27 protein-coding genes and 1 riboswitch are annotated in these 24,524 nt (G+C 42.4%); of the genes, 22 read left to right on the top strand and 5 right to left on the bottom strand.

The window, feature by feature from the left end; translation table 11 throughout:
- Positions 1–287 precede the first annotated feature (287 nt).
- Complete coding sequence (gene ald / locus G460_RS0120100; protein ID WP_026957016.1) at positions 288–1,400, top strand: alanine dehydrogenase; 1,113 nt, start codon at positions 288–290, stop codon at positions 1,398–1,400.
- A gap of 224 nt (positions 1,401–1,624) precedes the next feature.
- Positions 1,625–2,470: a DUF2490 domain-containing protein gene (locus G460_RS0120095; protein ID WP_157366985.1), complete on the top strand. Its 846-nt coding sequence runs from the start codon at positions 1,625–1,627 to the stop codon at positions 2,468–2,470.
- Between the two features lie 2 nt (positions 2,471–2,472).
- Here the strand turns inward: G460_RS0120095 and G460_RS0120090 are convergent, their stop codons facing one another.
- Positions 2,473–3,462 carry an SH3 domain-containing protein gene (locus G460_RS0120090; protein ID WP_026957014.1) on the bottom strand — a complete coding sequence of 330 codons (990 nt, stop codon included), beginning with the start codon at positions 3,460–3,462 and terminating at the stop codon, positions 2,473–2,475.
- 253 nt (positions 3,463–3,715) lie between these two features.
- Here G460_RS0120090 and G460_RS0120085 point away from each other — a divergent pair, with 253 nt between their 5' ends.
- Positions 3,716–4,402 (top strand): DUF502 domain-containing protein, encoded by a 687-nt coding sequence (locus tag G460_RS0120085; RefSeq protein ID WP_026957013.1) that lies wholly within the window; start codon positions 3,716–3,718, stop codon positions 4,400–4,402.
- 21 nt (positions 4,403–4,423) lie between these two features.
- On the opposite strand, the gene G460_RS0120080 is transcribed toward G460_RS0120085, so the two are convergent.
- Positions 4,424–5,044: a LysE family transporter gene (locus G460_RS0120080; protein WP_035464816.1), complete on the bottom strand. Its 621-nt coding sequence runs from the start codon at positions 5,042–5,044 to the stop codon at positions 4,424–4,426.
- A complete protein-coding gene (locus tag G460_RS0120075; protein ID WP_026957011.1) occupies positions 5,044–6,594 on the bottom strand; it encodes a GH3 family acyl-acid amido synthetase in 1,551 nt (516 codons plus the stop codon). The genes G460_RS0120080 and G460_RS0120075 overlap by 1 nt, the downstream gene beginning before the upstream one ends.
- A 48-nt stretch (positions 6,595–6,642) precedes the next feature.
- On the opposite strand from G460_RS0120075, the gene G460_RS0120070 reads away from it, so the two are divergent.
- The 4 genes from G460_RS0120070 to G460_RS22795 all read left to right on the top strand — a co-directional run bounded on the left by G460_RS0120070 (position 6,643) and on the right by G460_RS22795 (position 10,171).
- Positions 6,643–7,317 (top strand): YggS family pyridoxal phosphate-dependent enzyme, encoded by a 675-nt coding sequence (locus tag G460_RS0120070; RefSeq protein WP_026957010.1) that lies wholly within the window; start codon positions 6,643–6,645, stop codon positions 7,315–7,317.
- A 164-nt stretch (positions 7,318–7,481) separates the two neighbouring features.
- Positions 7,482–7,877 carry a DUF423 domain-containing protein gene (locus G460_RS0120065; RefSeq protein WP_026957009.1) on the top strand — a complete coding sequence of 132 codons (396 nt, stop codon included), beginning with the start codon at positions 7,482–7,484 and terminating at the stop codon, positions 7,875–7,877.
- Between the two features lie 76 nt (positions 7,878–7,953).
- Positions 7,954–9,159, top strand: coding sequence for a D-alanyl-D-alanine carboxypeptidase (locus G460_RS0120060; protein ID WP_245578771.1), 1,206 nt, complete (start codon positions 7,954–7,956; stop codon positions 9,157–9,159).
- Positions 9,160–9,706: 547 nt separating this feature from the next.
- Positions 9,707–10,171 carry a hypothetical protein gene (locus G460_RS22795; protein ID WP_051316158.1) on the top strand — a complete coding sequence of 155 codons (465 nt, stop codon included), beginning with the start codon at positions 9,707–9,709 and terminating at the stop codon, positions 10,169–10,171.
- A 521-nt stretch (positions 10,172–10,692) separates the two neighbouring features.
- Here the strand turns inward: G460_RS22795 and G460_RS0120045 are convergent.
- Positions 10,693–11,274: a hypothetical protein gene (locus G460_RS0120045; RefSeq protein ID WP_157366984.1), complete on the bottom strand. Its 582-nt coding sequence runs from the start codon at positions 11,272–11,274 to the stop codon at positions 10,693–10,695.
- 189 nt (positions 11,275–11,463) lie between these two features.
- On the bottom strand, positions 11,464–11,985 hold the full coding sequence (locus G460_RS0120035; RefSeq protein ID WP_026957006.1) for a hypothetical protein: 522 nt from the start codon (positions 11,983–11,985) through the stop codon (positions 11,464–11,466).
- A gap of 374 nt (positions 11,986–12,359) precedes the next feature.
- On the opposite strand from G460_RS0120035, the gene G460_RS0120025 reads away from it, so the two are divergent.
- From G460_RS0120025 to G460_RS22785, 15 genes are all read left to right on the top strand, one after another.
- A complete protein-coding gene (locus G460_RS0120025) occupies positions 12,360–13,400 on the top strand; it encodes a S66 peptidase family protein (protein ID WP_026957005.1) in 1,041 nt (346 codons plus the stop codon).
- A gap of 83 nt (positions 13,401–13,483) precedes the next feature.
- Positions 13,484–14,116 carry an SGNH/GDSL hydrolase family protein gene (locus G460_RS22360; RefSeq protein ID WP_051316179.1) on the top strand — a complete coding sequence of 211 codons (633 nt, stop codon included), beginning with the start codon at positions 13,484–13,486 and terminating at the stop codon, positions 14,114–14,116.
- On the top strand, positions 14,113–14,796 hold the full coding sequence (locus G460_RS22790) for a DUF4377 domain-containing protein (RefSeq protein ID WP_051316157.1): 684 nt from the start codon (positions 14,113–14,115) through the stop codon (positions 14,794–14,796). Before G460_RS22360 ends, G460_RS22790 begins: the two co-directional genes overlap by 4 nt.
- A gap of 125 nt (positions 14,797–14,921) precedes the next feature.
- Positions 14,922–15,533, top strand: a complete 612-nt coding sequence (locus tag G460_RS0120010) for a fumarylacetoacetate hydrolase family protein (protein WP_026957003.1) — start codon at positions 14,922–14,924, stop codon at positions 15,531–15,533.
- A complete protein-coding gene (locus G460_RS0120005) occupies positions 15,520–17,397 on the top strand; it encodes a M23 family metallopeptidase (RefSeq protein WP_026957002.1) in 1,878 nt (625 codons plus the stop codon). The genes G460_RS0120010 and G460_RS0120005 overlap by 14 nt, the downstream gene beginning before the upstream one ends.
- 27 nt (positions 17,398–17,424) lie before the next feature.
- Complete coding sequence (bcp, locus tag G460_RS0120000; protein WP_026957001.1) at positions 17,425–17,874, top strand: thioredoxin-dependent thiol peroxidase; 450 nt, start codon at positions 17,425–17,427, stop codon at positions 17,872–17,874.
- 7 nt (positions 17,875–17,881) lie between these two features.
- Positions 17,882–18,733, top strand: coding sequence for a transketolase (locus G460_RS0119995; RefSeq protein WP_026957000.1), 852 nt, complete (start codon positions 17,882–17,884; stop codon positions 18,731–18,733).
- A gap of 23 nt (positions 18,734–18,756) precedes the next feature.
- Complete coding sequence (locus G460_RS0119990; protein WP_026956999.1) at positions 18,757–19,719, top strand: transketolase family protein; 963 nt, start codon at positions 18,757–18,759, stop codon at positions 19,717–19,719.
- Between the two features lie 63 nt (positions 19,720–19,782).
- Entirely contained in the window at positions 19,783–20,334 is a 552-nt protein-coding gene (locus G460_RS0119985; protein WP_051316156.1) for a GNAT family N-acetyltransferase, read from the top strand.
- Between the two features lie 41 nt (positions 20,335–20,375).
- Positions 20,376–21,926, top strand: a complete 1,551-nt coding sequence (locus G460_RS22350; protein WP_051316155.1) for a glycoside hydrolase family 99-like domain-containing protein — start codon at positions 20,376–20,378, stop codon at positions 21,924–21,926.
- A 101-nt stretch (positions 21,927–22,027) separates the two neighbouring features.
- A complete protein-coding gene (locus tag G460_RS0119975; RefSeq protein ID WP_026956997.1) occupies positions 22,028–22,534 on the top strand; it encodes a hypothetical protein in 507 nt (168 codons plus the stop codon).
- 7 nt (positions 22,535–22,541) lie between these two features.
- Positions 22,542–22,934: a hypothetical protein gene (locus G460_RS0119970; RefSeq protein ID WP_026956996.1), complete on the top strand. Its 393-nt coding sequence runs from the start codon at positions 22,542–22,544 to the stop codon at positions 22,932–22,934.
- Positions 22,931–23,320, top strand: a complete 390-nt coding sequence (locus tag G460_RS0119965) for a hypothetical protein (protein WP_026956995.1) — start codon at positions 22,931–22,933, stop codon at positions 23,318–23,320. Before G460_RS0119970 ends, G460_RS0119965 begins: the two co-directional genes overlap by 4 nt.
- Positions 23,321–23,478: 158 nt before the next feature.
- A riboswitch (cobalamin riboswitch) is annotated at positions 23,479–23,692 on the top strand.
- A 151-nt stretch (positions 23,693–23,843) separates the two neighbouring features.
- On the top strand, positions 23,844–23,981 hold the full coding sequence (locus tag G460_RS23115; protein ID WP_084421468.1) for a hypothetical protein: 138 nt from the start codon (positions 23,844–23,846) through the stop codon (positions 23,979–23,981).
- Between the two features lie 16 nt (positions 23,982–23,997).
- A complete protein-coding gene (locus G460_RS22785) occupies positions 23,998–24,522 on the top strand; it encodes a PAS domain-containing protein (RefSeq protein WP_051316154.1) in 525 nt (174 codons plus the stop codon).
- The last annotated feature ends 2 nt before the right edge of the window (positions 24,523–24,524 follow it).

Genomic DNA, 24,524 nt, shown 5'->3' with positions numbered 1-24,524 from the left:
ATCAAAATTTTATTCTGATATTCCATTTATTTCTTTAAATTTATTTGAAAAATACAAACCTATATTCTACTGTAAACCAGCTTTTTATCCAAATTTAATTTTCAGAATTTTCAACTTTTAAAATTTGATTTTTGAAAGATTCATAATCCTCAGAATAAAAATCAGAATATTATGCTGATTATTGACTTTTTTCAAAATGAGACCAAATACTATTCTAAAAATTGCTTTTGAAACAGTCCCCCTTAGTATCTTTGCCCACACAAAATGTAAATCCAAATAGACTTGCCATGATTATAGGTGTCCCTAAGGAAATCAAAAACAACGAAAACAGGGTCGCTCTGACTCCTGCCGGTGCCAAAGAATTGGTCAAAAGAGGCCATACCGTCTATGTACAACATACTGCAGGTGAAGGAAGTGGATTCTCTGATGAGGCCTACGAAGAAGCTGGTGCTAAAATCCTTCCGACTATCGAAGCGACCTACGAAATCGCGGAGATGATCATGAAGGTCAAAGAACCTATCGAGCCGGAATACAAGCTGATCAAAGAAGACCAGCTATTGTTCACTTACTTCCACTTCGCTTCATACGAGCCATTGACCAAAGCAATGGTAGAAAGCAAATCAATCTGTCTTGCATATGAAACAGTGGAGAAAGCAGATAGAAGTCTTCCTTTGCTTATCCCTATGTCTGAGGTAGCAGGTAGAATGTCTGTTCAGAAAGGTGCCAACTATCTTGAGAAACCGCTTAAAGGTCGTGGGATTCTTTTAGGTGGTGTACCAGGTGTACTTCCTGCCAAAGTGGTGATTCTCGGAGGCGGTATTGTCGGTACTCAGGCTGCTTGGATGGCTGCCGGACTCGGTGCGGACGTCACTATCATGGATGTATCACTTCCTCGTATGAGATACCTGGAAGATGTGATGCCTGCCAATGTAAACACCATGATGTCCAACGAATACAATATTCGTGAAATGATCAAATCTGCAGACTTGATCATCGGAGCAGTTTTGATCCCTGGAGCGAAAGCACCTCACCTAATCACACGTGACATGCTGAAGGACATGAAGCCAGGAACGGTATTGGTAGACGTGGCTGTAGATCAAGGTGGATGTATCGAAACATGCAAACCAACAACGCATGAAAACCCTACATTCATCATCGATGATGTAGTACATTATTGCGTAGCCAATATGCCAGGAGCTGTACCTTACACCTCTACTTTGGCACTCACTAATGCGACTCTTCCTTATGCGATCCAACTAGCTGACAAAGGATGGAAAAAAGCAGCTCAGGAAAACAAAGAATTGGTTCCTGGTCTCAATGTCATCCATGGAGATATTGTCTACCAAGCAGTAGCTGAGGCTTTCGATATGCCTTATGTTCCAGTTGAAAAATACCTATAATCGGTAATCATACCAGTCCGAAAAGGTTGTCTTAGTCATAAGGCAACCTTTTTTTTTAGAACTTCTTGCCAATAGCTTGTCATGAGTAGAAAACCAATAAAACCGATCCAGCCTAAGAATCTCCTGAGCAGGTCTTCCTGATTTGATGTTTAACTAAAACACCAAAAAGAGAAATATACCAAAGGCTTTCCCTATTTTTAGAGGTTCATCTTCACCAGATATCCGTGAAAATCAAGATTTCTTCCCAGTCTACTGGATCAAAAAGAACTGCATCTCTGATCCTAGCCTGGACACTGTCGCTATTTTTATATTCTTTCTCCCTACAGGCCCAGTCCGACCCAGATTACAAACTCGGTTTTATCCCCGCCTCCATCGGGGAAGTAGATGTGGCTTTTCCCATTAAAGACAAGTGGAATCTGTCCGGTCAGATGGATATTCAAGTGGTGACTCAAGGTGCTTATACCAACTCTAATCCCTATGCCTATGTCCAGCGATTTGTCATGAGACCTTGGCTGATCTATTCGGGTTTCAAGCATATGAAACTTTATGTAGGATATGCCCGAAATAAAAAATATGAAATAGAGGAAGCCGGAAATCCAGAAATCCTTGAGCGACGCTTGATCATCATGGGAACTTACATGCAGACTATGCGGCGAGGAAGTATTTTTCAACAGTTCAGGTTCGAAACCAAATTCTTTGATGATAAAGATGGGATAGCCCGCACCATTCCAAGACTCCGCGGACGTGTAGGCGTCAACCACTTTTTACCTCAAGGGGATAATCCAATCTTTCGGTCTCATAACCTCTCCTATTACACAGAGATCATGTTCAAATTTCCGGACAAAGATTACGCAAAAAACAGGTTTGACATCCTCAGACAGTCCATTTACTATTCGGCTAGTCTGACCCAAAACCTTACTGTCCTGACCGGCATTATTGCACAGATGCAACTTAGAACCAGCGGTAGTCAATTTGACGTCTACTATGGTCCTACCATAGCTCTCAAATGGAACTTCACTCCTAAACACCGGGAGACATTTGACATGGTCAATAGTGGCACTGAGCTTTGAGTCTAGTTGACGAAATCAAGGTAGGATTTGCTGAGCCACTTTTCTTCCAATGCAAGACGGCACCAGTCTCCCTCTTCTGCAATGATAAAAACCTCTTCAGACTTAGGAAGTGTGCCCACAACGGAAAATTGTGTTCCCGGACCACTTCTCACGTTGAGTACAGAGGCATTGATGGTAGCTCGTCTTACCGACTCGGTATAGCGTCCATACACCCAATGGGATTGACTTTTGGAGATTTTAAGCCAGCCATTTGATTCCTCATAAATCCTCAAAACAGCCCCTCTCTCTACAGGAAGTCTATCATTGGCTTTGCCAAAAGTACTGGAAGCCCCGACCCGGACATTTAGCCTATTAGCAGTCACAACAGCATAGCCCAAGTCCTTAGGAATATCAGTCACCATACTCCCTCCTACTTCGGCAGCTACCAGCGGAGCAAAATGCTGCAAGAAATCCTCCACTTTGTTTCCTCCAAAAAAATTCGTTCCAGGACAGGATTTATTGGTTCCAGTTCCATTGTTTCTTTTCCCGGTACTGAGATCAAACCAGTGATGATAGACAATACCAAACTGATTGACCGGAAGATTGAATTTGGAACAAATCAATGCCGTTGCTTTTACAATAGTGAGCAATTGCTCTTGACGCATCTGATCTCCCCCAGTATCAAAATTCCCAAAATGCTCAAAGCAGATCGAATGTTGATTATTCCCAAAAATGCAAGCTGGAGTTGCTTCCAAGGATCGCCCTGTAAGAATCATGCCGTCTGGAAAAACCGTAAAATGCTGCCCGATATCACTCCATCCATTTGAACCAACATGATGATTTTTCATTGCCTGTTGTCGTTCAAAATGATTGCTTCCGCTAAAGTGGGAATAATTAGGAACCCAGGTATGATGCTGCTGCACCGTGAGTATGGTTCTGGCTACCCGCTGAGCCGACAACCAACTTTCAAATTCCTGAATATCCATTTTCAAAAAGCCGTATTTCGATTCCATAACTAACGTGTATAAAAATTATAAACAAAATGAATGCATTCAATTTACTAAAAATGATGCATCATATACAGGGAAAGCAACAAAATCAAAAACATCCAGACAACTGAAGACTAGGGAAGAAAATACCCAATTCAACACATTTTTTACACAGTAAGATTTTCAAAAAGGACCTCCTATCGGCAAAATGCCGCTGGCACAATATTGACTCTAAATAGGTCATCAACTCATTTTCTTTCTCCAAAAATCCACACTCATGAAAACCGAACCCAAAATCGATGAAGAACCCATTCAACTAAGCAAACGAGGTTTTTTGCTCGACACCTTGATTCAAGGATTTATCATCTTGCTCCCTTTGAGCATCATTTTACTTCTCTTATCCTTCGTTTTCAATTTCATTTTCAAAATTGTATCTCCCATCAGCTCGATGCTGGACTCGAGTACCGGCGAGCCGCATTGGTCTATCAATTTCCTTTCGCTTGGGATTTTAATTCTTTTCATCTTCCTCATCGGAGCTATCATCCGAAACAGATTGGGCAAATTCTATTTTTCGATTCTTGAGAAAAAATACCTTTCCAAAGTTCCGCTATATAGCATGATCCAGCAGACGGTGTTGCAGTTTGTCGGACTTAAAAAACTTCCATTTTCAGAAGTGGTTTTGATAGATCCATTTCAATCCGGAACGTTGATGACCGGCTTCATCACAGATCGGATCAATGAAAATTTGATCACAGTCTTTGTACCTACCGCTCCCAACCCCGCCAACGGCAATATTTATCACGTTCCAAAGGACAAATTGATCCTGCTAGACGTCACTACTCAAGATGCCATGAAGACAATTATGGGGATGGGGACCGGGTCTTGTAGCATGCTTGCAGAAAATCAGGATGTTTTCAACACCAATTGCTCTGAAGAATCCAAAAATCAACTGCTGAAAGAATAAAAAAGTCAACCGCGACCAGTCTTAAGAAAACCAAGTGAAATAAAGCATCCTCAGCCCAAATGCGATCAGGATAATCCCCACGGCTTTATTCATGTAAAATGTAATTTGCGGGGTGATGAACCTCGAGAGTTTCTTGGCGATGTACGCTTTTAGCAAATCAATAAGGAAGACAGTTCCAAGAATCCCAGAGTAATACAACATCACGCTGGAGGTAGTGAAACTTTTTTTTGAACCGACCAAACTGGCGATCGAAATCCAAAATAGAAGCACAAAAGGATTGATTCCGTTGATGCTAAATCCTTTTAGGAAAGCTGTTTTCTTCCTTCCTTTTGCGACAGGAAAACCACCCGAATTAGGCCTAGCTTTGGCTTGCTTGACCAAACTCCCAATTCCAAACCCGATCAGAATCAAGCCTCCCCCATAGCCCAATGTCTGTTCAAAAGAAGGAAATTTGACCAACAGGCTAATACCAAAATAAGTCAGTAAAACATATACAGTATCAGAAATCAAAATCCCAAAAGCCAAAGCCATCGCATAGCGAAAACCATGTTCTAAACTGCTTTGGATCAGGGTGAAAAATACTGGACCTATCATCGCAGAAAGCAAAAGTCCCATACTGACCCCTTCCAGCCAAGCCCCCATCAGCTACCAGCTCCCTTCTCTTGGATATAAGCTTGCCAGTCTTGGGCTTTTTGTCCTTTCAAAACTCTGGGAAATTTATTTTGACCACCTTCTTTGCCTTGATTTTTCATCCAATCATAAAATGTCTCGGCAGGCAACACCTCACAAAAGACTTTCTTCAGTGCGTGTCTCCGCTCTACTGCATAGTCGTCGTTGAGATCTTTCAGGTATCCATCGATCAGTTTCCCCAATTTCTTGGCATCTACCAGATCCTTAGTTCCCACATACCACTGATGCGCAAAAAGACTCCCATGTGGAATACCCAAGACAGTGAATTCTTTGACATCGATGTCTAGCTTTTCGGCTGCCAGTTCTATCGCACGATTCATATTATCCACCGAAAGATGTTCCCCGCAAAGACTTAAAAAGTGCTTCGTACGTCCAGTGATGACGATCTCTGATTCTTCTTTGGACACAAACCTCACGGTGTCCCCGATCAAATAACGCCAGGCCCCCGCACAAGTCGTAATCAATAGTGCATAATCCTTCCCCTCCTCCACTTCATCTATTTTCAATGTTTCTGCTCCGGATCTTAGAGTTCCATTTTCATCAAAATTCTGATCATTGAAAGGAACAAACTCATGAAATATCCCATTATTGAGCACCAGCCTCATGGATTTGCGATGGGGCAAGGCCTGAAAAGCCAAAAATCCCTCAGAGGCTAGGTAAGTTTCTATGTAAGTCAATGGCTTGCCCAGTAGCTTTTCGAAGCCTTTCTTATAAGGCTCAAAGGAAACACCTCCATGAACGAAAATCTGAAGGTTGGGCCAGATCTCATGAATATGCTCGACCTGATATCGCTCGATGATTTTCTCCAGCAAGATCTGAAGCCAAGCAGGCACTCCCACGATGATGCCTATATCCCATTTTCGCGCATTTTCCACAATTTGCTCGAGCTTGTCTCCCCAGTTTTTATTGCGGGATATTTTTTTACCAGGCTTATAAAAACGCTGAAACCATATGGGCAATTTCCCCGCGGTGATACCGCTGAGGTCTCCAGAAAAGTAAGTTCCGTTAAACTCCAAATCCGTACTCCCACCAAGCATTAGGATTCCCTTGGTAAAAAGAGAAGTGGGCAGATCATACTTGGACAAACTTAGAATCTGCCGGACGCCTGTTCTCCGAATAGCCCTGACCATATCCTTGGTGATCGGAATATATTTCGAAGCCGCTCCCGATGTGCCCGAACTCAAGGCAAAGTACTTGACCTTGCCCGGCCAAGTCACGTCACTTTTCCCCTCCAGCGTCTGAAACCACCACTCCTCGTGGATACTGTCATAATCGTAGATTGGTACTTGCTCTTTGAACCGCTCATAAAAAGTCTGATCATCCTTCCTGAAGGACTTCAGAATTTCATGAAAGCCGTATTTACTGGCTATTTGGGTTCTATTGGCTTGAATTAGCAGCTTTTTCAACTCGTGCTTTTGGAGTTCCAAAGGCTGAGAATGCTCCTGCTCCAAACTTTCACGCAAGCGAATGCCTTTCTTTAGTAAAGTACTGATGATCGCCATATCTTTGTCTTGGCTCTGATAGAAAAATTGTTTGACTAAAAATAGAAAATGGAAATCAAAGCGAATCTTGAAACGGTAAAAAAAACCTTTAAAAATTCAGCTTGTCTCCTCGTGGCAGTGAGCAAAACCAAGCCTTTGGAAGACCTGAAAGAAGCCTATGAAGCTGGCATTCGGGACTTTGGAGAAAACAAAGTACAGGAACTTCAGGACAAGCAGCCTCAAATGCCGGAAGATGTGAGATGGCATATGATCGGGCATCTTCAGCGCAACAAAGTCAAATACATCGCTTCCTACGTTCACTTGATCCACGGAGTGGACTCATTCAAGCTGCTCAAGGAGATCGATAAACAAGGAGCAAAAGTGAACCGACAAATTCCGGTCTTGCTTCAAATTCACATTGCAGAAGAGGAAAGCAAGTTTGGCTTTGACAGATCAGAATTGGAAGAGATGCTGAGCAATCCTGAATTTCAGGCGATGAAAAACGTGGAAGTTCGAGGCCTCATGGGAATGGCCACTTTTACTGAAAATCAGGACCAGGTGAGAAAAGAATTTCGGGGACTCAAGTCGCAGTTTGAGGAGTTGAAATCACAGTCTTTGCCGGATTTCATGAAAATGGAAGAGCTGTCAATGGGAATGAGCGGAGACTATCTGATCGCTCAAGAAGAAGGAAGCACCATGGTGCGGATCGGTTCGGCGATTTTCGGAGCGAGAAATTATCAATAAGAACTAATTGAACAATTAAGGCTTGAGTAATCAGTCTCAGTGATCAGTCTCAGTGATCAGTTTTCTGAAAATTGAAAAAGAAAGTAGAGCAAAACAGAATTTGGTAAAAATCAAAACTTTAAACCTTGGCACATTACAACTTTAAACTTTTCAACAATAAATAAATGAACGGAAAACAAATCATCATGGCGGCAGGCCTATTTGGCGCATTAGCAGTAGGTCTTGGAGCATTTGGGGCGCACGGATTGGCCGCTATACTTGCCGAAACGGGAAGAACCGAAACTTTTGAAACAGCCGTGAAATACCATTTCTATCACACTTTGGCTATTTTTCTGATTGGTGTACTAAAGCTTGTGAAACCTCAGTGGAAAAGCTTGGCATTTGCTACCTGGTGCATGATTTTTGGCATCCTGATATTCTCAGGATCACTCTACATTCTTTCACTTTCTGGGATTACATGGTGGGGGGCTGTCACTCCCCTTGGTGGAGTTGGCTTCATTTTGGGATGGTTAGGCTTGTTTTATTCAGCATTGAAAAATGATCAAATTGAAACCAACTAAGACTCTCCTTCTTTTATCCTTTTTATTTCTCAGCCTGGGAGCCCAGTCCCAGATTACCAAAACCCAATATTCCCAAATGGAATCCGCACTGGGTGATGGAAGCTTTTTTTCTGGTCACTTGACAGGCTTTATGCTTTACGATCTGGATTCCCAGCGAGTGATGTATGAAAAAAACTCCCAAATCCGCTTTACCCCAGCCTCGGTTACCAAGCTTTTTACGCTTTTCTCCAGTATCCTTATCCTCAACGACAGCACGCAGACCCTGCGCTATGTGCCTGCAGGTGACACCTTGAAAATCTGGGGAGCAGGTGATCCTTCCTGGAAATATTTGGACCTACCGTCTCCAGACTTCCAAAAAATGTTTGCTCCTTATTCTGTCATCCAGTTTTCGGATGCCAATATGAAATCTACTCCTTTTGGCGACGGTTGGCAATGGGATGATTATGCTTATTATTATTCTGCTGAGAGGAGTTCTCTTCCTATTTATGGCAATTTGATGCATGTCTTCCCCGGCAAAAGCAATCCAAGAGTATTTCCTTTCAGATTTCAAGATGCTATTTTCAAAAGCACCAAAGAACTCAAGGACATGGAACGGGATTTTCATGAAAATGAATTTCTCTACAACCCACTGACCTATAGAGGAAGAGAAGATTACCTGCCTTTTATCACCTCTCCCGAACTTTTGGTAGAATTAGCGGCAACGGAAACGGGCAAAACATGGATTTATCAACCTGATTCGCTTCCTGAAGAGCACTATCTCTGGAGGGGAAACGCACTTTTCCCTTTTCTGAAAGAAATGATGCTGGAAAGTGATAATTTCCTAGCAGAACAATTGCTCATGATGGTTTCGGACCGACTATTTGGAGAGCTGGATTCGGAGCGGGCGATAGAGTACATGATCAAAACCTACCTCTACGATCTCCCAGACGAACCTATCTGGGTGGATGGCTCTGGCCTCAGTCGCTACAATCTTTTCACCCCTAGAACCATGGTAGGACTCTTTGAAAAAATATTCCGAATCGTTCCTGATGATATGCTCTATGAACTGCTCCCGACGGGTGGAGTATCTGGCACTATTCAAAACAACTATCAAGCGGCTTCGCCTTACATTTTTGCAAAAACCGGTACCATGAGTAACAATCATAGTCTGGTCGGTCTGATCAAAACAAAAAGTGGAAAGACCTATTGCTTTGCATTTATGAACTCTAACTATCCGCATAAAGCCAGTCTGATCCGAAGGGAAATGGAAAAAGTACTGCTACTGGTCCGGGATATGTTTTGAGCTGAGATTTGAATGTGTCTAACCTTTGAGGTTTTCTAAACCTCGAAGGTTTCTATTTTTTCAACCGCAAAGACCAGCTGTTCGGGATTTGTAATCCCGAACCATAATTCGGCTATTCAGGATTTGCAATCGTCTTATCCTGAATTCGTTTTGGCGAAGCGCCCTCTTCATCACAAACCTTCACCCAGCCAAAACATGGAAAAAATCGAATCATTGGCATCCTCATGTTAAAACATGGGGCTACAAAAATCATTGCCCTGTCTCGGGTCACGAGACATTATAACCTTAATGACCGTGAAGACACGGTCATTGGCGATGCGAAGTCCTTTTTATTGGTTCTTGAATCTAGGTTCTAAAATCTTGATACTAGACACTTGATTCTAGATTCTTGGCTCTTGGCTCTAGGTTCTTGTCTCTTGATCCTAGGCTTTAGCCCCTGCAATACATCCTTTCTAAACACCTGAATTCTAGCCTATTGCTGATTTCAACTAAATAACCTAACTTATGGTAAGTTTTTAAATTTTTGTTTCACATAATCTTCATTTTTATGAGCAATTTGATTTCTGTACAAATCCCGGAACCTGTCAAACAAAGCGTCCGGGCGCACTTGGAGGCCATCAATAACGAACTCAATCCCTATCTGCCGGATATTTCACCGGAGCTGCTAGATGGAATGCCTCGGATGGCTGATGGTCGGGAGCCTTTCACCGGAAAAGCTCTGGACTTCGCAGAATCCAATCCTCAACTCAACCCACCCTATCTGGATGTGGCCGAGCTGAGAGTCGATCTGCAAGCATACCGAGATCTGACTCCCATCTATTACGAACTGGAGCAGATCACCAATCGGGTCAAAGTCGCCTATACCGCTGCCGGTTCGGAGGCTTATGGTGCTTCCCTTACTTTCTACAACACCGTCAAGCAAGCTGTCAAGGTGGGACTGGCCTCGGCCAAACCTATCTACGATGCCTTACGGATTCTTTTTGAAAACAACGGTCGTAAAAAACAAGGGTAAGCTTAGAAAAAAAGCTGCTTAAGATCCCAAGCCGAGCCCATCTGGGTTCGGCTTTTTTGTGGATAAAAGTTCAGACATGGTAAAGTACACCACCATACAAGCACCCGGAAATCAAAATATTATTTCGAAAAATAGAAAAATATTTAGCTACAAGTGAGTGAATTCACCTACAGGAGAATAAAGCTACCCCCAACAAAACAAGTTTTGTCTTTTACAGAACTCAGTTTGTCAGGAGCTGAACTCATTCTGTTTTTAGCTAAACTAGTTCTCTGTTTTGCTAAACTGGTTTTAGATTTTGGTAAACTAGTTCTCCCTGGGACAAAACTGATTCTCCTTTTTACTAAACTGGTTTAGGGATTTGCTGAACTGGTTTTGGTTGAGGGAGGTAAACTAGGCTTAGATGGGGATTGCAAATCCCAAGAAATAAAAAAGCGTAGATTCAATCTACGCTTAGTGGGGGACAAATAACAAATCGATTTGTAAAAAAACATCTTTTATATACTATCAAAAAATATACTTTATCACCTTATTATAACAATATCTAACCAACCTTTAAATAAATTCAAATATGATTTTATTTTACTTAATTCTTCAGACAGCCTTTCAACTTCTGCTCTACATTCCTTTTCATCATTTTCTAATTCTTTAAGTTTTGCTCTAAAGCTAATTTCAGGTAGAGAACTTGGGATTAATTGGTTCATTTGTAAATCATGTATACTATCTATTAATTTATCTTCTTTTTCTTCAGCTTCTGAAATTTGAAATTTTATTCTCCAAAAAATGAATAAAGTAAGTTTGAAATTTTCACAAGAAAACTTATTCCAAGTTATCATCTTAACTTCTCTTACAGGTTTGTCTTTCCATTTTCCTCCCCAAACTACATCCTGTATCAAAGCCCAATACTCTTCTTTCTTGTTCTTGAGATTTTCAATTTTATCAAAGTTCTCTATAACTAAACCCCGACATATATAATAAGCAGTATCTATCTCATCAATTGCCCAAAAACTTTCTTTTGAGGTATTTTCACCTCCCACAAGTTTTACACAGTAGGTTTGATCAATATTGTCAAAGATGTCCGACTTAATATCCTCATTTTTTCCCATGGCACTTTGGTCATTTTTTTTGGATTATCCTCCTTCACCTTTCTTCCACCTTCCACTATCCTTATCTCCTCCTTTGTCAATCGATATAGATTATAAAATAGCTGGTCGATTTCAGTATCGATGCAATTGAAGTCGAATTGGAGGACAAGGACTTTATATTATTATTCGGCAAAAACCTATTAAACAAGTTTATAAATACATGACACCAGGTTTTAATGGAGCTTCTGGGAGTTGATTAGGAATGAAGTAGATTCCAGAACTTTGATATTTTTTACCTAATGAATCATTAACTAAAAACTTGAAATACACTTTGTTTCTAGACCATTCCGATTTATAAAATAATTCATAACTCAAAAGAGTCAATTCACCACGATCAAGGGCTATTGGTTTTGAAAATTCTTCCTTTTGACACCATTTTTTAATTTGATTTTGGTTCTTTTCAGTTTTAATAAAATATAGACCAAATCTACCTCTTGAGTTATGTTGAAATATTGATTTTATATATCTCTTTTCAAGACTAGAATTAACTATTTCAATTTGACACATAACTACGCAATTTTCTTTGGCCGTTCTTTTTTGAAGAGATTTTATTTTAACCTTAATTTTGCCTTTAGTTCTTCTATTTTCAAAATAAAAGGATAAACCAATTGAAAATAGAGATAAAAAAAATCCACCTATCCCAAGCCAATCAGCCAAACTTAAATCCAACATTCCTTATTCCCTTTTTCCTTTAAACAATGGTAGATATTGGGATTTTTCGAAAATTTCGAAAAAAGTATCCTTTTTGCTCTTTCCCTAATTTCGACTTCCCATTTCTTTGAAAACCTCAAAATTCTATCATTTATATTAATCCAGCAAATTGCCACCATATCCTATCAAAAATAGTAATTCCCATAAAGATATCATTTCACCCGAAAACTAAAAGCAGATTTTTTTATTCAAAAAGCATATAGAGTCCGAACTTGCTAATCCTCAGAAAGAATTTCCAAGGATATCAAAAAATTGATTCTCCGGTGATCAAATGGATTGATTTCTGCTTCGATTCCTTTCTAAAAAGTCCCTATTTTCAAGAAAAATTAGAATCAATGCAGAAAAGAGAATTCCTCAAATCCTTGGGCCTTCTTGCTGGCGTCACTCCTTTTATGGCATTTAGCAGTTCGGCTTCCTATCCTAAAAACTCAACATTACTTCCAAAAGCTCTTCAAAAAGGAGATACTGTCGGACTGATCAGCCCATCTGCGGCGACAGCTGACAGGATGCAATTCACTTTTGCAAAAGAGGCATTGGAAGCGCTGGGTTTTCAGGTAAAGCTGGGAGAAAATCTCAAAAATCGCAGAGGCCATCTCGCTGGAACTGATGCCGAGCGTGCCGGCGATCTCAATGCCATGTTTGCTGACCAAGAGGTGAAAGGAATCGTGTGTATCCGCGGAGGTTCCGGCGCAGCTCGAATCCTTCCTTTGATCGATTATGACATGATCAAAAAGAATCCCAAACCTCTGATGGGTTATTCGGACATCACTGCTTTGCATTGTGCGATTTATTCTCAAACTGGACTGATTACCTTCCACGGTCCCAACGGAACTGGAAGCTGGAACAGTTTCAATGTGAAGCGATTTGAAGATCTTTATTTCTCTCAGGAATTGGTCACTTTCGAAAATGAACAAATCCAGGGAGACGACCTGGTGATCAAGTCAAACCGAATTCAGACGCTTTTCCCTGGAAAGGTCGAGGGAAAACTTCTCGGTGGAAACCTGACTGTACTGACAGCATTAAGTGGATCTCCTTATTACCCTGATTTTAAGAATGCTATCCTGTACATCGAAGATGTAGGTGAAGACCCCTATCGCATCGATCGGATGATGAGTACCCTCAAGCTAAATGGCACATTGGACCAACTCAACGGATTCGTTTTTGGGCAATGCACTGACTGCGAACCAGGCGGAGGATACGGTTCTTTGTCATTGGATCAGGTATTGGATGATTACATTTTACCATTGAAGATTCCAGCCTATTCAGGAGCGATGTTTGGACACGTTTCCAAGCAGTTTATCATTCCCAATGGCGCCAAAGTCCAATTGGATGCCGACAGAGGTAGTTTTCAATTGCTTGAAAAAGTGTTCCAATGAAAACATTATCTAGCTTCCTTTTTCTCATTTCTCTTTTGGCCTGTCAACCAAATAAGTTAAAAAACACGACTGACGAAACTACTATGGCAGATATACCAATGACTTACCTAGCCTTGGGCGATAGCTATACGATCGGTGAAGGTGTAGCTGAAAAAGATCGATATCCTGCTATTTTGGTGGAGAAACTTAATCAATCTACCGACACCCAATGGGCTGAAGCTGAGATCATCGCCAAAACAGGTTGGACTGTGGATGAATTGGAAGAAGGAATCAACTCGGCAGCTCCTAAAGGCGAGCCATATGATCTGGTGACTCTACTGATTGGGGTCAACAACCAATACAGAGGAAGATCTGTCGAGGACTTTCAATTGGAGTTTGAGCAGATGCTTTTGAGGGCGATTGGCTTTGCTGGCAATTTGCCCAATCATGTCGTCGTTTTATCCATTCCTGATTGGGGCATCACACCTTTTGCTGTAGAAAAAGGAAGCCACTCTGAAAAAGTAGCTGCGGAAATAGACGCTTACAATCTTGCCAAAAAGGAAACTTGTGAAAAATATGGCGTCGCCTTCATCGATATCACTGAGGACTACAGACAAATAGGCGCTTCCCCTGAAATGCTGGTCGAGGATCAACTGCATCCAAGCGGACTGGTCTACCAAAGATGGGCACAGGCTTTGTACCAGCACATGGATCAATTAAACCTTGAAGAATCATGAGAATGCTAGCTTTTCTATGTGCTGTAATACTTTGCAGTGCTTTTTCCTGCCAAGAAACCAAAGATGAAATGATAGAAACCTGGTGGATCAATAGTGCAAAAGTAGAATGCACCGGAGTAGGTCCGATGCAATGTCTCCAAATCCAAAAATCTGAAGAATTGGAACCCGACAAGTGGCTCCTCTTCTACGACCAAATCGAAGGCTTTGACTACCAACCCGGATCTATCTATCAGATCAAAGTAAAAGTAACAGACAAGCAGGAGCCCATTCCAGCTGATGCCTCTTCAAAAAACTATGAACTCATCGAGGTGATTTCTCAAGAAAGTGACCCAAAACTGCGGCTAACCAATGTGTGGAAGCTGACCAAGGTAGGAGAAATCGAAAACCCCACTCACCCAAGAAATCAGGAAGCACTGACCTTTGAGTTTAATGCTTCTGAAGGCACCTATTTCGGAAATGCAGGTTGCAACACAGTGCGTGGTGAGATCACTCAAAATGATGGAGAAAAACTCACTTTGGGAGCGGGAGCCATGACGAGAATGGCCTGCATGGATATGACTGTAGAAAATGCCGTCACTCAAGCCTTGCCCCAAGTATCGAGCTATACGATTGCAGAGAGGAAACTTCTGTTGAAAGATGCATCAGGAGCGATCCTGATGGAGTTTTTAGCGGTAGATTGAGTTCTACGACTTCTCTTATCAACAGCTAATTGGAAAGCACCAGTTTGTGAAAAATGGGTGCTTTCTGTGTTTTCTGCGAATCAAATCTTTTATTTTTACCACCCAATTGCTATCCCAGACCCCACATGAAAATAATCTGCATCGGCCGAAATTACGCTGCGCACATAGAAGAGCTACATAATGAAACTCCCGGCAATCCGGTAGTATTTTTGAAACCTGACACTGCGCAGCTGAAAGACGGAGCTCCATTTTATTACCCGGAGTTTTCTAAAAACATCCACCACGAAGCAGAATTGGTGCTGAAGATTTCAAAAGAAGGAAAATACATCCAAAAGGAATTTGCACATCGATATTTTCAAGAGATCGGATTGGGGATAGACTTTACTGCTCGGGACCTACAGGACCAATGCAAGGCCAAGGGTCTTCCCTGGGAAATCGCAAAAGCATTTAATGGCTCCGCTCCTATCGGTGATTTTGTAAAAGTGGAAGAACTTGAAGATTTGAAAAATATCGACTTTCATCTCACAATCAATGGGGAAACGCGCCAAAAAGGGAACACCAGCCTGATGCTCTTTGATTTTGGGACTATCATCGAATATGTCTCACAGTTTTTCACGCTCAAAATCGGTGATTTGATATACACCGGTACTCCCGCAGGCGTGGGTCCTGTACAGATAGGAGATCACATGGAAGGTTTTATCGGTACCCAAAAAATGCTTGACTTTGAAGTTAAATAAGCTTCTCCCCATTTCATTTCTTTTGGTGATTGCTTGCTCCATGACTGTGTATGGTCAAGGAGTGATCCAAAATCACTTTCGCTCAGCTGTCAAACCAGGCGGGAGAAACTATTTATCCGGAAATTTCTCTGAGTTGCGTCCCAACCATTTCCATACGGGGCTCGACTACAAGTTTGGAGGAGTGGAAGGAGAACCGATCTATGCAGCTGCAGACGGCTGGGTGCATCGCATCAAAATCTCCACCTATGGCTACGGAAATGTCATCTATCTGAAGCATCCGACGGGCCATATCACATTGTATGGCCACCTACGCAATTTCAGCCCAGAACTGCAGCAATACATGATCCGCAAAATGTATGAAGCAAAGGTCAACGAATTGGAAGTTTATCCTGAGCCAGGAGAGTTGTCGGTGAAAAAAGGGCAACGAATCGCTGATGGGGGAAATACCGGGAGTTCAGGAGGACCGCATTTGCATTTTGAGATTCGCGACAGTCTGGACCGGGCGATGGATCCTTTGTTGTTTGGCTTCCCAGAAATCATCGACAAAACTGCCCCTAGTCCTCAGAAAATTGCCTTCGTGCCATTGGATGTAGCCTCGCGTATCAATGGGAAATACCAACGACTAGAGCTTTCGCTTAATCCAATCACAGGAGGATATGGAATCGGTCAAACGGTGAAAATCACGGGAAAAGTAGGTTTGGAAATCCAATGCTTTGATCAGCTAGACGGCGCCAGCAACAGAAATGGCTTCCCCTATTTTGAGCTGTATCAGCAAGACTCCATGCTATACAAACTAACTGTGGATCAAGTTGATTTCAATTTTTCCAGACAGTTTCTACTACATACATACCAAAACAAATTCACCAAGCTTTACTTTCAGGACAAGTTAAAATTTGACTACCTCCAGCCAAATACACCCACTACAGGACATCTATCTTTAGATCATGGGATAAAGCGAGACTATCAGCTTAGGCTGAAAGATGCCTATGGAAATACCAGCAGAATCAATTTCTCACTGGAAGGGCGAGATCAGGAATTTGAAGTAGCTGACGGATCTGCTCCTAGCAAAGCACAGGTGGACTATCTCGGAAACATTCTAAAAATCAAAGCGCCTGTAAGTAAGGAAGGCGGACTTGCAAAATATTACATCGGGACCAGCACTTATGAAATGCTCCCGGCCTATCAGGACACCCAATCACGCACTTATCTTTGGGACATGCGTTTTGGGGTTCCGGATCAGATTGATATCTGCTCCGAAGTGATTCAAACTCCGCTTAAAGGCATCATTCCTGCTGGAAAAGAAAAACTTTTTGCCGCACAAAAAGTCCAAATCAAATTTGAAGAGAATACGCTTTTGGAAGATCTCTACTTGAGAATTGAAGAAAGTGGAAATGGCAGCTCTGCTCGTCTCCAGATCAATGACCCGTCAGAATATCTATGGAATTCTATGGAGATTCTCTGGGACGTCTCCCCTACTGGAATGGACCCGAGCAAAGCTCAAGTCTATCAAGTCAACAGTCGAGGCTCCAAGTCATTCGTAGGAGGCAAATGGGAAGCTGGAGGAATCCGCTTCAAAACCAGAAATTTTGGTACTTTTATGCTCGCTGTAGATTCCAAGCCACCGACGGTCGCACCTGTGAGGGTCAATAGCTCAGAGATCCGATTTACGATCCGGGACGATCTCTCTGGGATTCAGAAATTTGAAGCCCAAGTAGATGGAGAATGGGTACTGATGCGATACGAGCATAAAAAAGCCCTCATCTGGTCAGATAAGCTGGTCGACAAACCTTTCAAAGGTGCAGTGATCCTGCGCGTGACCGATCAGGCTGGAAACGTGACCGAGTGGAAAGGAACTATAGGATAAACCGATTTTGAACGAAAATAACCAATCATGGCAGTAGAAGTAGGCCAACAGGCCCCCGACTTTGAAGCGAAGATCGAAACAGGAGAAAGCATCAAACTTTCTGATTTTAAAGGAAAAAAAGTCATCCTGTATTTTTACCCAAAAGACAATACACCGGGATGTACAGCGCAAGCTTGCAATCTGAGAGATAACTATGAAGCTCTCCAAAAAGCTGGCTATGTCGTACTGGGGATCAGTTCCGATTCTGAAAAATCACATCAAAAGTTTATCGAAAAACAATCGCTTCCCTTTTCTTTGATCGCTGATCCAGATCTCACTGTACACAATCTGTATGGCACCTGGGTCGAAAAACAAATGTATGGCAGAAAATACATGGGCACAGCCCGATCTACTTTTGTCATTGACGAAGAAGGAAAAATCGAAGAGATCATAGCTAAAGTAAAAACCAAAGAGCATACTGCTCAAATTCTTAAATAAATCCGCAATGGAAAAACAACCTATTGAACAACTCCAGAAGATATGTACCCAGCTCAGACGGGATGTATTGAGAATGGTACATGCGGTACAATCCGGTCACCCAGGTGCACCGTTGGGCTGTGCCGAATTTTTTGTCGCACTGTATTTTGATCAGTTGCACCACAATCCAGATTTTCAGATGGACGGCAAAGGAGAAGACTTATTTTTCCTTTCCAATGGTCACCTTTCTGCAGGATGGTACTCCGTCTTGGCACGCTCTGGATATTTTCCGGTGGAAGAGTTGAAGACTTTCAGAAAATTGAATTCTAGACTACAAGGCCACCCGGCTACTCATGAGCACCTCCCGGGTATCAGGGTAGCTTCCGGATCTTTGGGACAGGGGCTTTCAGTGGCTATCGGAGCTGCTCAAGCCAAAAAAATCGATAAAGACGACAGCCTTGTTTATGTCTTGATGGGCGATGGAGAGCTTCAGGAAGGACAAGTTTGGGAAGCTGCGATGTATGGAGCTCACTTCGGGGTGGACAATCTGATCGCTACCGTAGATTACAATGGTCAGCAGATCGACGGTCCTACTGACAAAGTAATGGATCTCAAAAACCTAAAAGCAAAATGGGAAGCATTCGGCTGGGAAGTGATCGAGACCAAAGATGGCAATGACTTGAAGGCTGTTTTGGAAGGGTTGGAAAAAGCGAAATCCCTCACAGGAAAAGGCAAGCCGATCTTGAATCTACTCTATACCGAAATGGGCTATGGTGTGGACTTCATGGTAGGTACGCACAAGTGGCACGGTTCTCCTCCGAATGACGAGCAGCTGGCCAATGCTTTGGGACAATTGGAAGAAACCCTAGGCGACTATTAATCCACCCTACTAACAGAAAAGAAATGAGCTTAGACTTAAAATTCACATATACAGAGAAAAAAGACACCCGTTCTGGATTTGGGGACGGATTCTTGGAAGCTGGACGCAAAAATCCAAATGTTGTCGGCCTATGTGCTGACTTGATCGGATCCTTGAAAATGGGAGCTTTCCAGAAAGAATTTCCTGAGAGATTTTTCCAAACCGGGATTGCTGAAGCCAATATGATCGGACTTTCCGCAGGTTTGGCTTTGGGAGGAAAAATCCCTTTTGCAGGTACCTTTGCCAACTTTGCCACGGGACGTGTCTATGATCAGATCCGTCAGTCAGTCGCTTATTCCAACAAAAATGTGAAAATCTGTGCGTCTCACGCAGGCTTGACTTTGGGAGAAGATGGTGCCACTCACCAGATTTTGGAAGACTTGGGCATGATGAAAATGCTCCCGCACATGACTGTCATCAACCCATGTGACTATAACCAGACCAAGGCAGCTACTCTAGCTATCGCAGAATACGAAGGACCGGTTTACTTGCGTTTTGGTCGTCCAAGCTGGCCAATCTTCACTCCTGCCGATCAGAAATTTGAAATCGGCAAAGCCTGGAAAATGATCGACGGAAAAGATGTGACCATCTTCGCTACTGGACATTTGGTATGGGAAGCGGTGGTAGCAGAAGCGATGCTACGAGAGGAAGGCATCTCTGCTGAGGTGATCAACATCCATACTATTAAACCTTTGGACGAAGAAGCTATTCTAGAATCAGTCGCCAAAACAGGCTGTGCTGTGACTGCCGAAGAGCATCAGATCAATGGAGGTTTGGGAGATAGTGTGGCTCAGACTTTGATCCGCCACAATCCTGCGCCGCTGGAGTATGTCGGTGTCAATGACAGCTTTGGGGAGTCTGGAGCACCTACCCAGTTGCTCGAGAAATACGGATTGAATGCAGAAAACATTGTCAAAGCTGCGAAAAGAGCTTTGGAGAGAAAATAAGCACTTTAGGACTAATTAATTTAAAAACCGCAAGCTTTCGAGTTTGCGGTTTTTTAGTTTGCTATGGAAAAAATCAAACTCACAGACAGTCTCGAACTGATATCAGTGCAAGCAAGTCAATGGCAAGAACTCAGGCAACTCATGGATTTCATTTACAAAGATGCCTATTCGGAATATTGGGAGGACGGAGGCAACTGGTATGTGGACCTGATCTACAATGAAGCCAATATTCTAAAAGAACTTGGTCGAAATCGCAGTCATTATTTTTTTGTGATTCATCTGGGAGAGAAAGTAGGAATATTAAAATACGACTTTCCTTTTTCTCCGAGAGAAATAGAAATCCCAAATGCCATGAAACTTCATAGACTCTACCTAGCTGCAAAAGCCCAAGGCCAGGGAATCGCAGCTCATTTGATGAGGCATATTGAAGATGTCGCTAGGCTTGAAAAATTGGACTGGATCTGGCTAGAGGCTATGGACTGCAAGCCACAGGCTATGAGATTTTATATCAAAAATGGCTTTAAGCACACCTATAGCTACATTTTACCCTTTGACCTTCTCAAGCAAGAATATAGACAAATCCATATCCTCAAAAAGGAAATCAATCCGATTTGAGGAAATCTACGTTCTCCTCCTTATTTTTAAAAAAAAGAGCCATGAAAAAGCTACTTTCCCTTTTTACGAGTGTTTGCCTGATCTCACTTTTTGCCTGTCAGCCCACTCAGACTTCGCAGCAATCAGCCTCATTGGGTATATTCTCAGTAGATGCACCCACAGCTGCACAACCTCCCCAAGACGAACTGGTAGGGGTCTATTACATGCCTTCTTGGGACACCGATCCTGATCCCAATGTAGACAAGGATAGTTTCTGGTCTTGCCTACAGGATCCAGCCAATTGTGCTCACCTGACAAACACTGCGACCTGGGGACCAAAAGGAAGAGTTTACAACAAGCGCTACCCATACGAAGGCCCTTACTTGGATAGAAAACCAGTAAAAGAATTAAAGGGATTTTATAAAAGAGATGACCCGGAAGTACTCAAAAAGCAGCTGCAGCTGATGAAAAAGTATGGGATTGACTTTTTTGCCTACGACTGGTTTTATGGCAGAAATTACTACTACCATTTATATTTTGGCCCTCAGTCCAAGATCTACTACCCCAAAGGTTGGAAAATAGATACCCAAAGAGATGGCAGGGTGGCTGTCCCTGGTCTGGAAGAATGGAATGAGCAACTGAAAGTCTTACTGGAGGTTAATTCCCAATTGCCAGAAAAAGAACATATGAAATGGGCAATCAACTGGTGCGACGATAGTCATGAGCGGTGGATGGCTTGGCTCAAAATCGGCTCTCCGGATGAAATGGCCCGTAAGGCCAACTACGAAGGAGAAAAACCTGACAAAGCACTTTATCTTCAAGTTCATGAGAAAATCACCCGGCAGTGGACAGATTCCTATTTCAATAGAAAAGATTACCTCAAAGACAAAGATGGGAGACCTATCGTTTATTTCTACTTTCCTCAGGACTCAGAATCAAGAGCAGCATACTATGGGTTGAAACTCAATGACCTCCTCGATTTGTCCCAAAAAATAGCAAAAGAACAAGGCTTTCCAGGAATCAAATTCATCGCTGTCATGGCAGGTCCCATGCTGGAGAGAGAGAGGATGTATGGACTCCCGACAGTTTGGAAAGCAAATAATCCAGCTCGACCGTGGGAAGGAGGCGAGTATCAGAAAAGACTGCTACTTCAAGAATATGTACCTCGGCTCAAAAGCATGGGCTTTGAAGGCATGACCACTTACATCTATCATAATTTCATGGAAAAGGACAATCGATCCTTTGCAGATATGCGTGAGACGTACCGAAGTCACTGGAATATGTGGGGAGAAAAATTCAAATCAGATCCGCAATTTGAATATCAGGTCCCAGTGGCTATGGGTTGGGATATGCGCCCTGCGGGAGGCACTTGGCCGCAGCAGACTGGTTTTCCTTCTGAGCCTTACAAAGACCTCGTGCACAGCGACAAAAAGTCTTTTTCCGCCATGCTCCGCGATGCCATGGAATCTTCTCGCAAATACAGACCCAACAATGGAAACACTGTCATGGTTTGCTGCTGGAACGAGTACCTAGAAGGCAACTACATCGAACCAACCGAAGGTCATGGCTATGACTACTTGGAAGCTATTCAGGAGGTTTTTGGAGCTGATTAATTATTGTAAACCCTATTAGAAACAAACCCAGATAAAGTTGAATTAATTAGGATTAGCTAACCAAAATGACAAACTTAAAGTCTAAATAATTTAATAAAATCATGATTGATCAACTTTTAAAAATGGCAGATGGACCTCTCAAAGAGGTTCTTAGAAATTCGGGGATGAGCGAAGGCCCCGGCACTGCGGATGCAATCGAAGAGACTTTGGCATCCCTCCTTCAAAACAAAGCTTCGAATGGAGATCTTTCTGCGATCAAAGAGATGTTTTCAGGAAGTGAGACACAGCATGATAGCCCGGTGGTCAATAATCTTGCTGGAGATCTCTCATCTGGATTGATGGACAAATTGGGCATCAGCAAAGAGCAAGCTCTGAGTTTGGCTATGACTGTTCTCCCTTTGCTGATGAATTTTTTCAATAAAAAGGTGGATCAAGCTCCCGGCGCAAACAATGACATCATGAATTCAGTAGCGGATGCCCTTTCTGGCAAAGGAAACTCCTCAGGCGCTGCGGATCTTCTGGGTGGGCTACTCGGAGGAAATTCCGGAGGGAAAGGCGGAATGGATCTTGGAGGATTGATGGATTTAGGCAAAGGACTATTTAAGTAATAAAGCTATGAAAAACATCTTATCACTAGCAGTTATTTTCTTTTTGGGATTAGGATTCGTGTCGCATGCAAATGCACAAAAAATCTCTCTTCCATCTCCGGATTTCAAAAAAGACATGTTGGGGGCCTTGACTCCCGGGTCTGACGTTTCCCTCTCAGATTCCCAAAAATCAGAACTGAAACAATCCAATGAGAGTTTCCTCAATGATGTGCTCAAAATAGCCGGAGGATCGGATTCGGATGAAGAAAAGAAAAAGTCCATTCTCAATCTCGGTAAAAAACAATCCTCTGCATTTGAGAAAATCCTCGGTGAGGACAAAGCAAAATCTTACAAAAAAAGCGTCAAAAAGAAAATCAGACCATTTAAAACCAAGTATAAACTAGCTACATTCATTCTATGAAAAATCTAAAAATCTTCGCTCTATTAGGAGTGTTTTTTCTGATCGGTACTGCCGCCAATGCACAAGGTCTCAAAGTCCCCAAGCTCGATCTGTCCTCTCAGGTACTCGGCATTTTGGATGACACCAGCGGCCTGGATCTGACCGCAGATCAGACTAGCAAACTTAAGACAAACAACAAGAGCTTTGTCGACGACCTGATGAAAATCACCGGGAGCAGTGCTTCTGATGATGATAAAAAAGCCAGTATTTTAGGGCTCAAAAACAGCAGAACCAAGTTTTTGACAGATCTACTCGGAAGTGATTTATTCAAAAAATATTCTGGAAAAGTACTTAAGGGAATCAATCCCCTGAAATCCAAGCTCGGCCTTGCTGCATTGGCATTTTAATTTTTTGATTTTATTGTCCATTATGAAGCCTCGGTGAAAACCGGGGCTTTTTTCATGCAATAGCCTGCTTCACCAAACAATCTCTCATAGAATTAGTTTTTATGAAAGAGATAAAGAGTATTCTTCTTACTTTAGCGCCTCGTTCTTTTGAATCTGATTTATTCATAGCCGTTGAAGGTTTCCTCTAAGGGGAATTAATAAGGAACCATGTGCAAATCATGGACTGTCGCGCAACTGTGATCCTGTGCCGGAAAATCCGGTATCAGCTTTTACCAATCATGCCATTGAGCAGAACCGATAGTGATCGGTACAGCTTGAGAAGGCGGTAAAAGTCAGGAGAGTCAGGAGACTTGCCTACAACGCATTGACATTGCTTTCGCGATCTGAAGTAGATGTCAGGCCATGTACTCCCTCTCCCACTCTTCACGGGATTAGTGTGTCTATTCCTGATTTTTAAGCTCCGAAAGCATAGCGATTAGATGATCAAGAATTTTAAATAATTCTTCATTTAACAAGCAAAACTATGCTGACGCACAACCTCGGCTATCCGCGAATTGGTAGCCACCGACAACTGAAAAAAGCCTGTGAGTCCTACTGGTCCGATCAGATCAGTCTCCAGCAATTACTCATCGAGGGCAGAAAAACCCGTGCGGCATACTAACCTTAAAATCAAAAGCATGATGAGTTTAGATATTGTCTTGGAAAACCTCAATGATTTACCAGACAGCTTACAAAAGCAAAAGAGCGCAAAGACGTGTCGCCATCCATTGCTAGCATGGGATATGATATCCATGACTTTGAAAGAAGAAAAGATAGAATCCCTGCGAAAACTCAAATCACTCAGCCAAGAATATCAATGGAGTTTTGATACGGCAACACTTGTAAAATCAAAATTCGATGCGCTGGTCGTCACGGATCTGAACCAAAAAATACTTTGGGCGAGCATTGGATTTGAGCGAATGACCGGATATAAACCTGCAGAAGTCATAGGCCTTAAACCATCTTTGCTTCAAGGCGCTAAGACCGAGCCCTCGACAAAAAGGAAAATCAAAAAGGCTATTTCTAACCTAAAGGGACTTGAAACCGCCCTTATCAACTATAAAAAAGACGGAACAGAATATCTCTGTCACATTCGAATCATCCCACTTCACAGAGAAAACCAACAAGTCACCCACTTTTTAGCCGTCGAATCAAGCATCTAAAC

It is taken from the genome of Algoriphagus vanfongensis DSM 17529, from assembly GCF_000429465.1.
Lineage (GTDB): Bacteria > Bacteroidota > Bacteroidia > Cytophagales > Cyclobacteriaceae > Algoriphagus > Algoriphagus vanfongensis.
This window is presented reverse-complemented; position numbering and strand designations above follow the sequence as displayed.

Bases quoted from the DNA above. Each gene is read 5' to 3' on its own strand.
- G460_RS0120065 (WP_026957009.1), top strand. From the start codon at position 7,482: ATGAACGGAAAACAAATCATCATGGCGGCAGGCCTATTTGGCGCATTA.
- G460_RS22360 (WP_051316179.1), top strand. From the start codon at position 13,484: ATGGCAGATATACCAATGACTTACCTAGCCTTGGGCGATAGCTATACG.
- G460_RS0120085 (WP_026957013.1), top strand. From the start codon at position 3,716: ATGAAAACCGAACCCAAAATCGATGAAGAACCCATTCAACTAAGCAAA.
- ald (WP_026957016.1), top strand. From the start codon at position 288: ATGATTATAGGTGTCCCTAAGGAAATCAAAAACAACGAAAACAGGGTC.
- G460_RS0120060 (WP_245578771.1), top strand. From the start codon at position 7,954: ATGGAATCCGCACTGGGTGATGGAAGCTTTTTTTCTGGTCACTTGACA.
- G460_RS0119985 (WP_051316156.1), top strand. From the start codon at position 19,783: ATGGAAAAAATCAAACTCACAGACAGTCTCGAACTGATATCAGTGCAA.
- G460_RS0120035 (WP_026957006.1), bottom strand. From the start codon at position 11,985: ATGTTGGATTTAAGTTTGGCTGATTGGCTTGGGATAGGTGGATTTTTT.
- G460_RS0119995 (WP_026957000.1), top strand. From the start codon at position 17,882: ATGGAAAAACAACCTATTGAACAACTCCAGAAGATATGTACCCAGCTC.
- G460_RS0120090 (WP_026957014.1), bottom strand. From the start codon at position 3,462: ATGGAATCGAAATACGGCTTTTTGAAAATGGATATTCAGGAATTTGAA.
- G460_RS0120080 (WP_035464816.1), bottom strand. From the start codon at position 5,044: ATGGGGGCTTGGCTGGAAGGGGTCAGTATGGGACTTTTGCTTTCTGCG.
- G460_RS0120075 (WP_026957011.1), bottom strand. From the start codon at position 6,594: ATGGCGATCATCAGTACTTTACTAAAGAAAGGCATTCGCTTGCGTGAA.
- G460_RS0120025 (WP_026957005.1), top strand. From the start codon at position 12,360: ATGCAGAAAAGAGAATTCCTCAAATCCTTGGGCCTTCTTGCTGGCGTC.
- G460_RS23115 (WP_084421468.1), top strand. From the start codon at position 23,844: ATGCTGACGCACAACCTCGGCTATCCGCGAATTGGTAGCCACCGACAA.
- G460_RS22785 (WP_051316154.1), top strand. From the start codon at position 23,998: ATGATGAGTTTAGATATTGTCTTGGAAAACCTCAATGATTTACCAGAC.
- G460_RS0120010 (WP_026957003.1), top strand. From the start codon at position 14,922: ATGAAAATAATCTGCATCGGCCGAAATTACGCTGCGCACATAGAAGAG.
- G460_RS0120045 (WP_157366984.1), bottom strand. From the start codon at position 11,274: ATGGGAAAAAATGAGGATATTAAGTCGGACATCTTTGACAATATTGAT.
- G460_RS0119965 (WP_026956995.1), top strand. From the start codon at position 22,931: ATGAAAAATCTAAAAATCTTCGCTCTATTAGGAGTGTTTTTTCTGATC.
- G460_RS22790 (WP_051316157.1), top strand. From the start codon at position 14,113: ATGAGAATGCTAGCTTTTCTATGTGCTGTAATACTTTGCAGTGCTTTT.
- G460_RS0119970 (WP_026956996.1), top strand. From the start codon at position 22,542: ATGAAAAACATCTTATCACTAGCAGTTATTTTCTTTTTGGGATTAGGA.
- G460_RS0119975 (WP_026956997.1), top strand. From the start codon at position 22,028: ATGATTGATCAACTTTTAAAAATGGCAGATGGACCTCTCAAAGAGGTT.
- G460_RS22350 (WP_051316155.1), top strand. From the start codon at position 20,376: ATGAAAAAGCTACTTTCCCTTTTTACGAGTGTTTGCCTGATCTCACTT.
- G460_RS0120070 (WP_026957010.1), top strand. From the start codon at position 6,643: ATGGAAATCAAAGCGAATCTTGAAACGGTAAAAAAAACCTTTAAAAAT.
- G460_RS0119990 (WP_026956999.1), top strand. From the start codon at position 18,757: ATGAGCTTAGACTTAAAATTCACATATACAGAGAAAAAAGACACCCGT.
- bcp (WP_026957001.1), top strand. From the start codon at position 17,425: ATGGCAGTAGAAGTAGGCCAACAGGCCCCCGACTTTGAAGCGAAGATC.
- G460_RS22795 (WP_051316158.1), top strand. From the start codon at position 9,707: ATGAGCAATTTGATTTCTGTACAAATCCCGGAACCTGTCAAACAAAGC.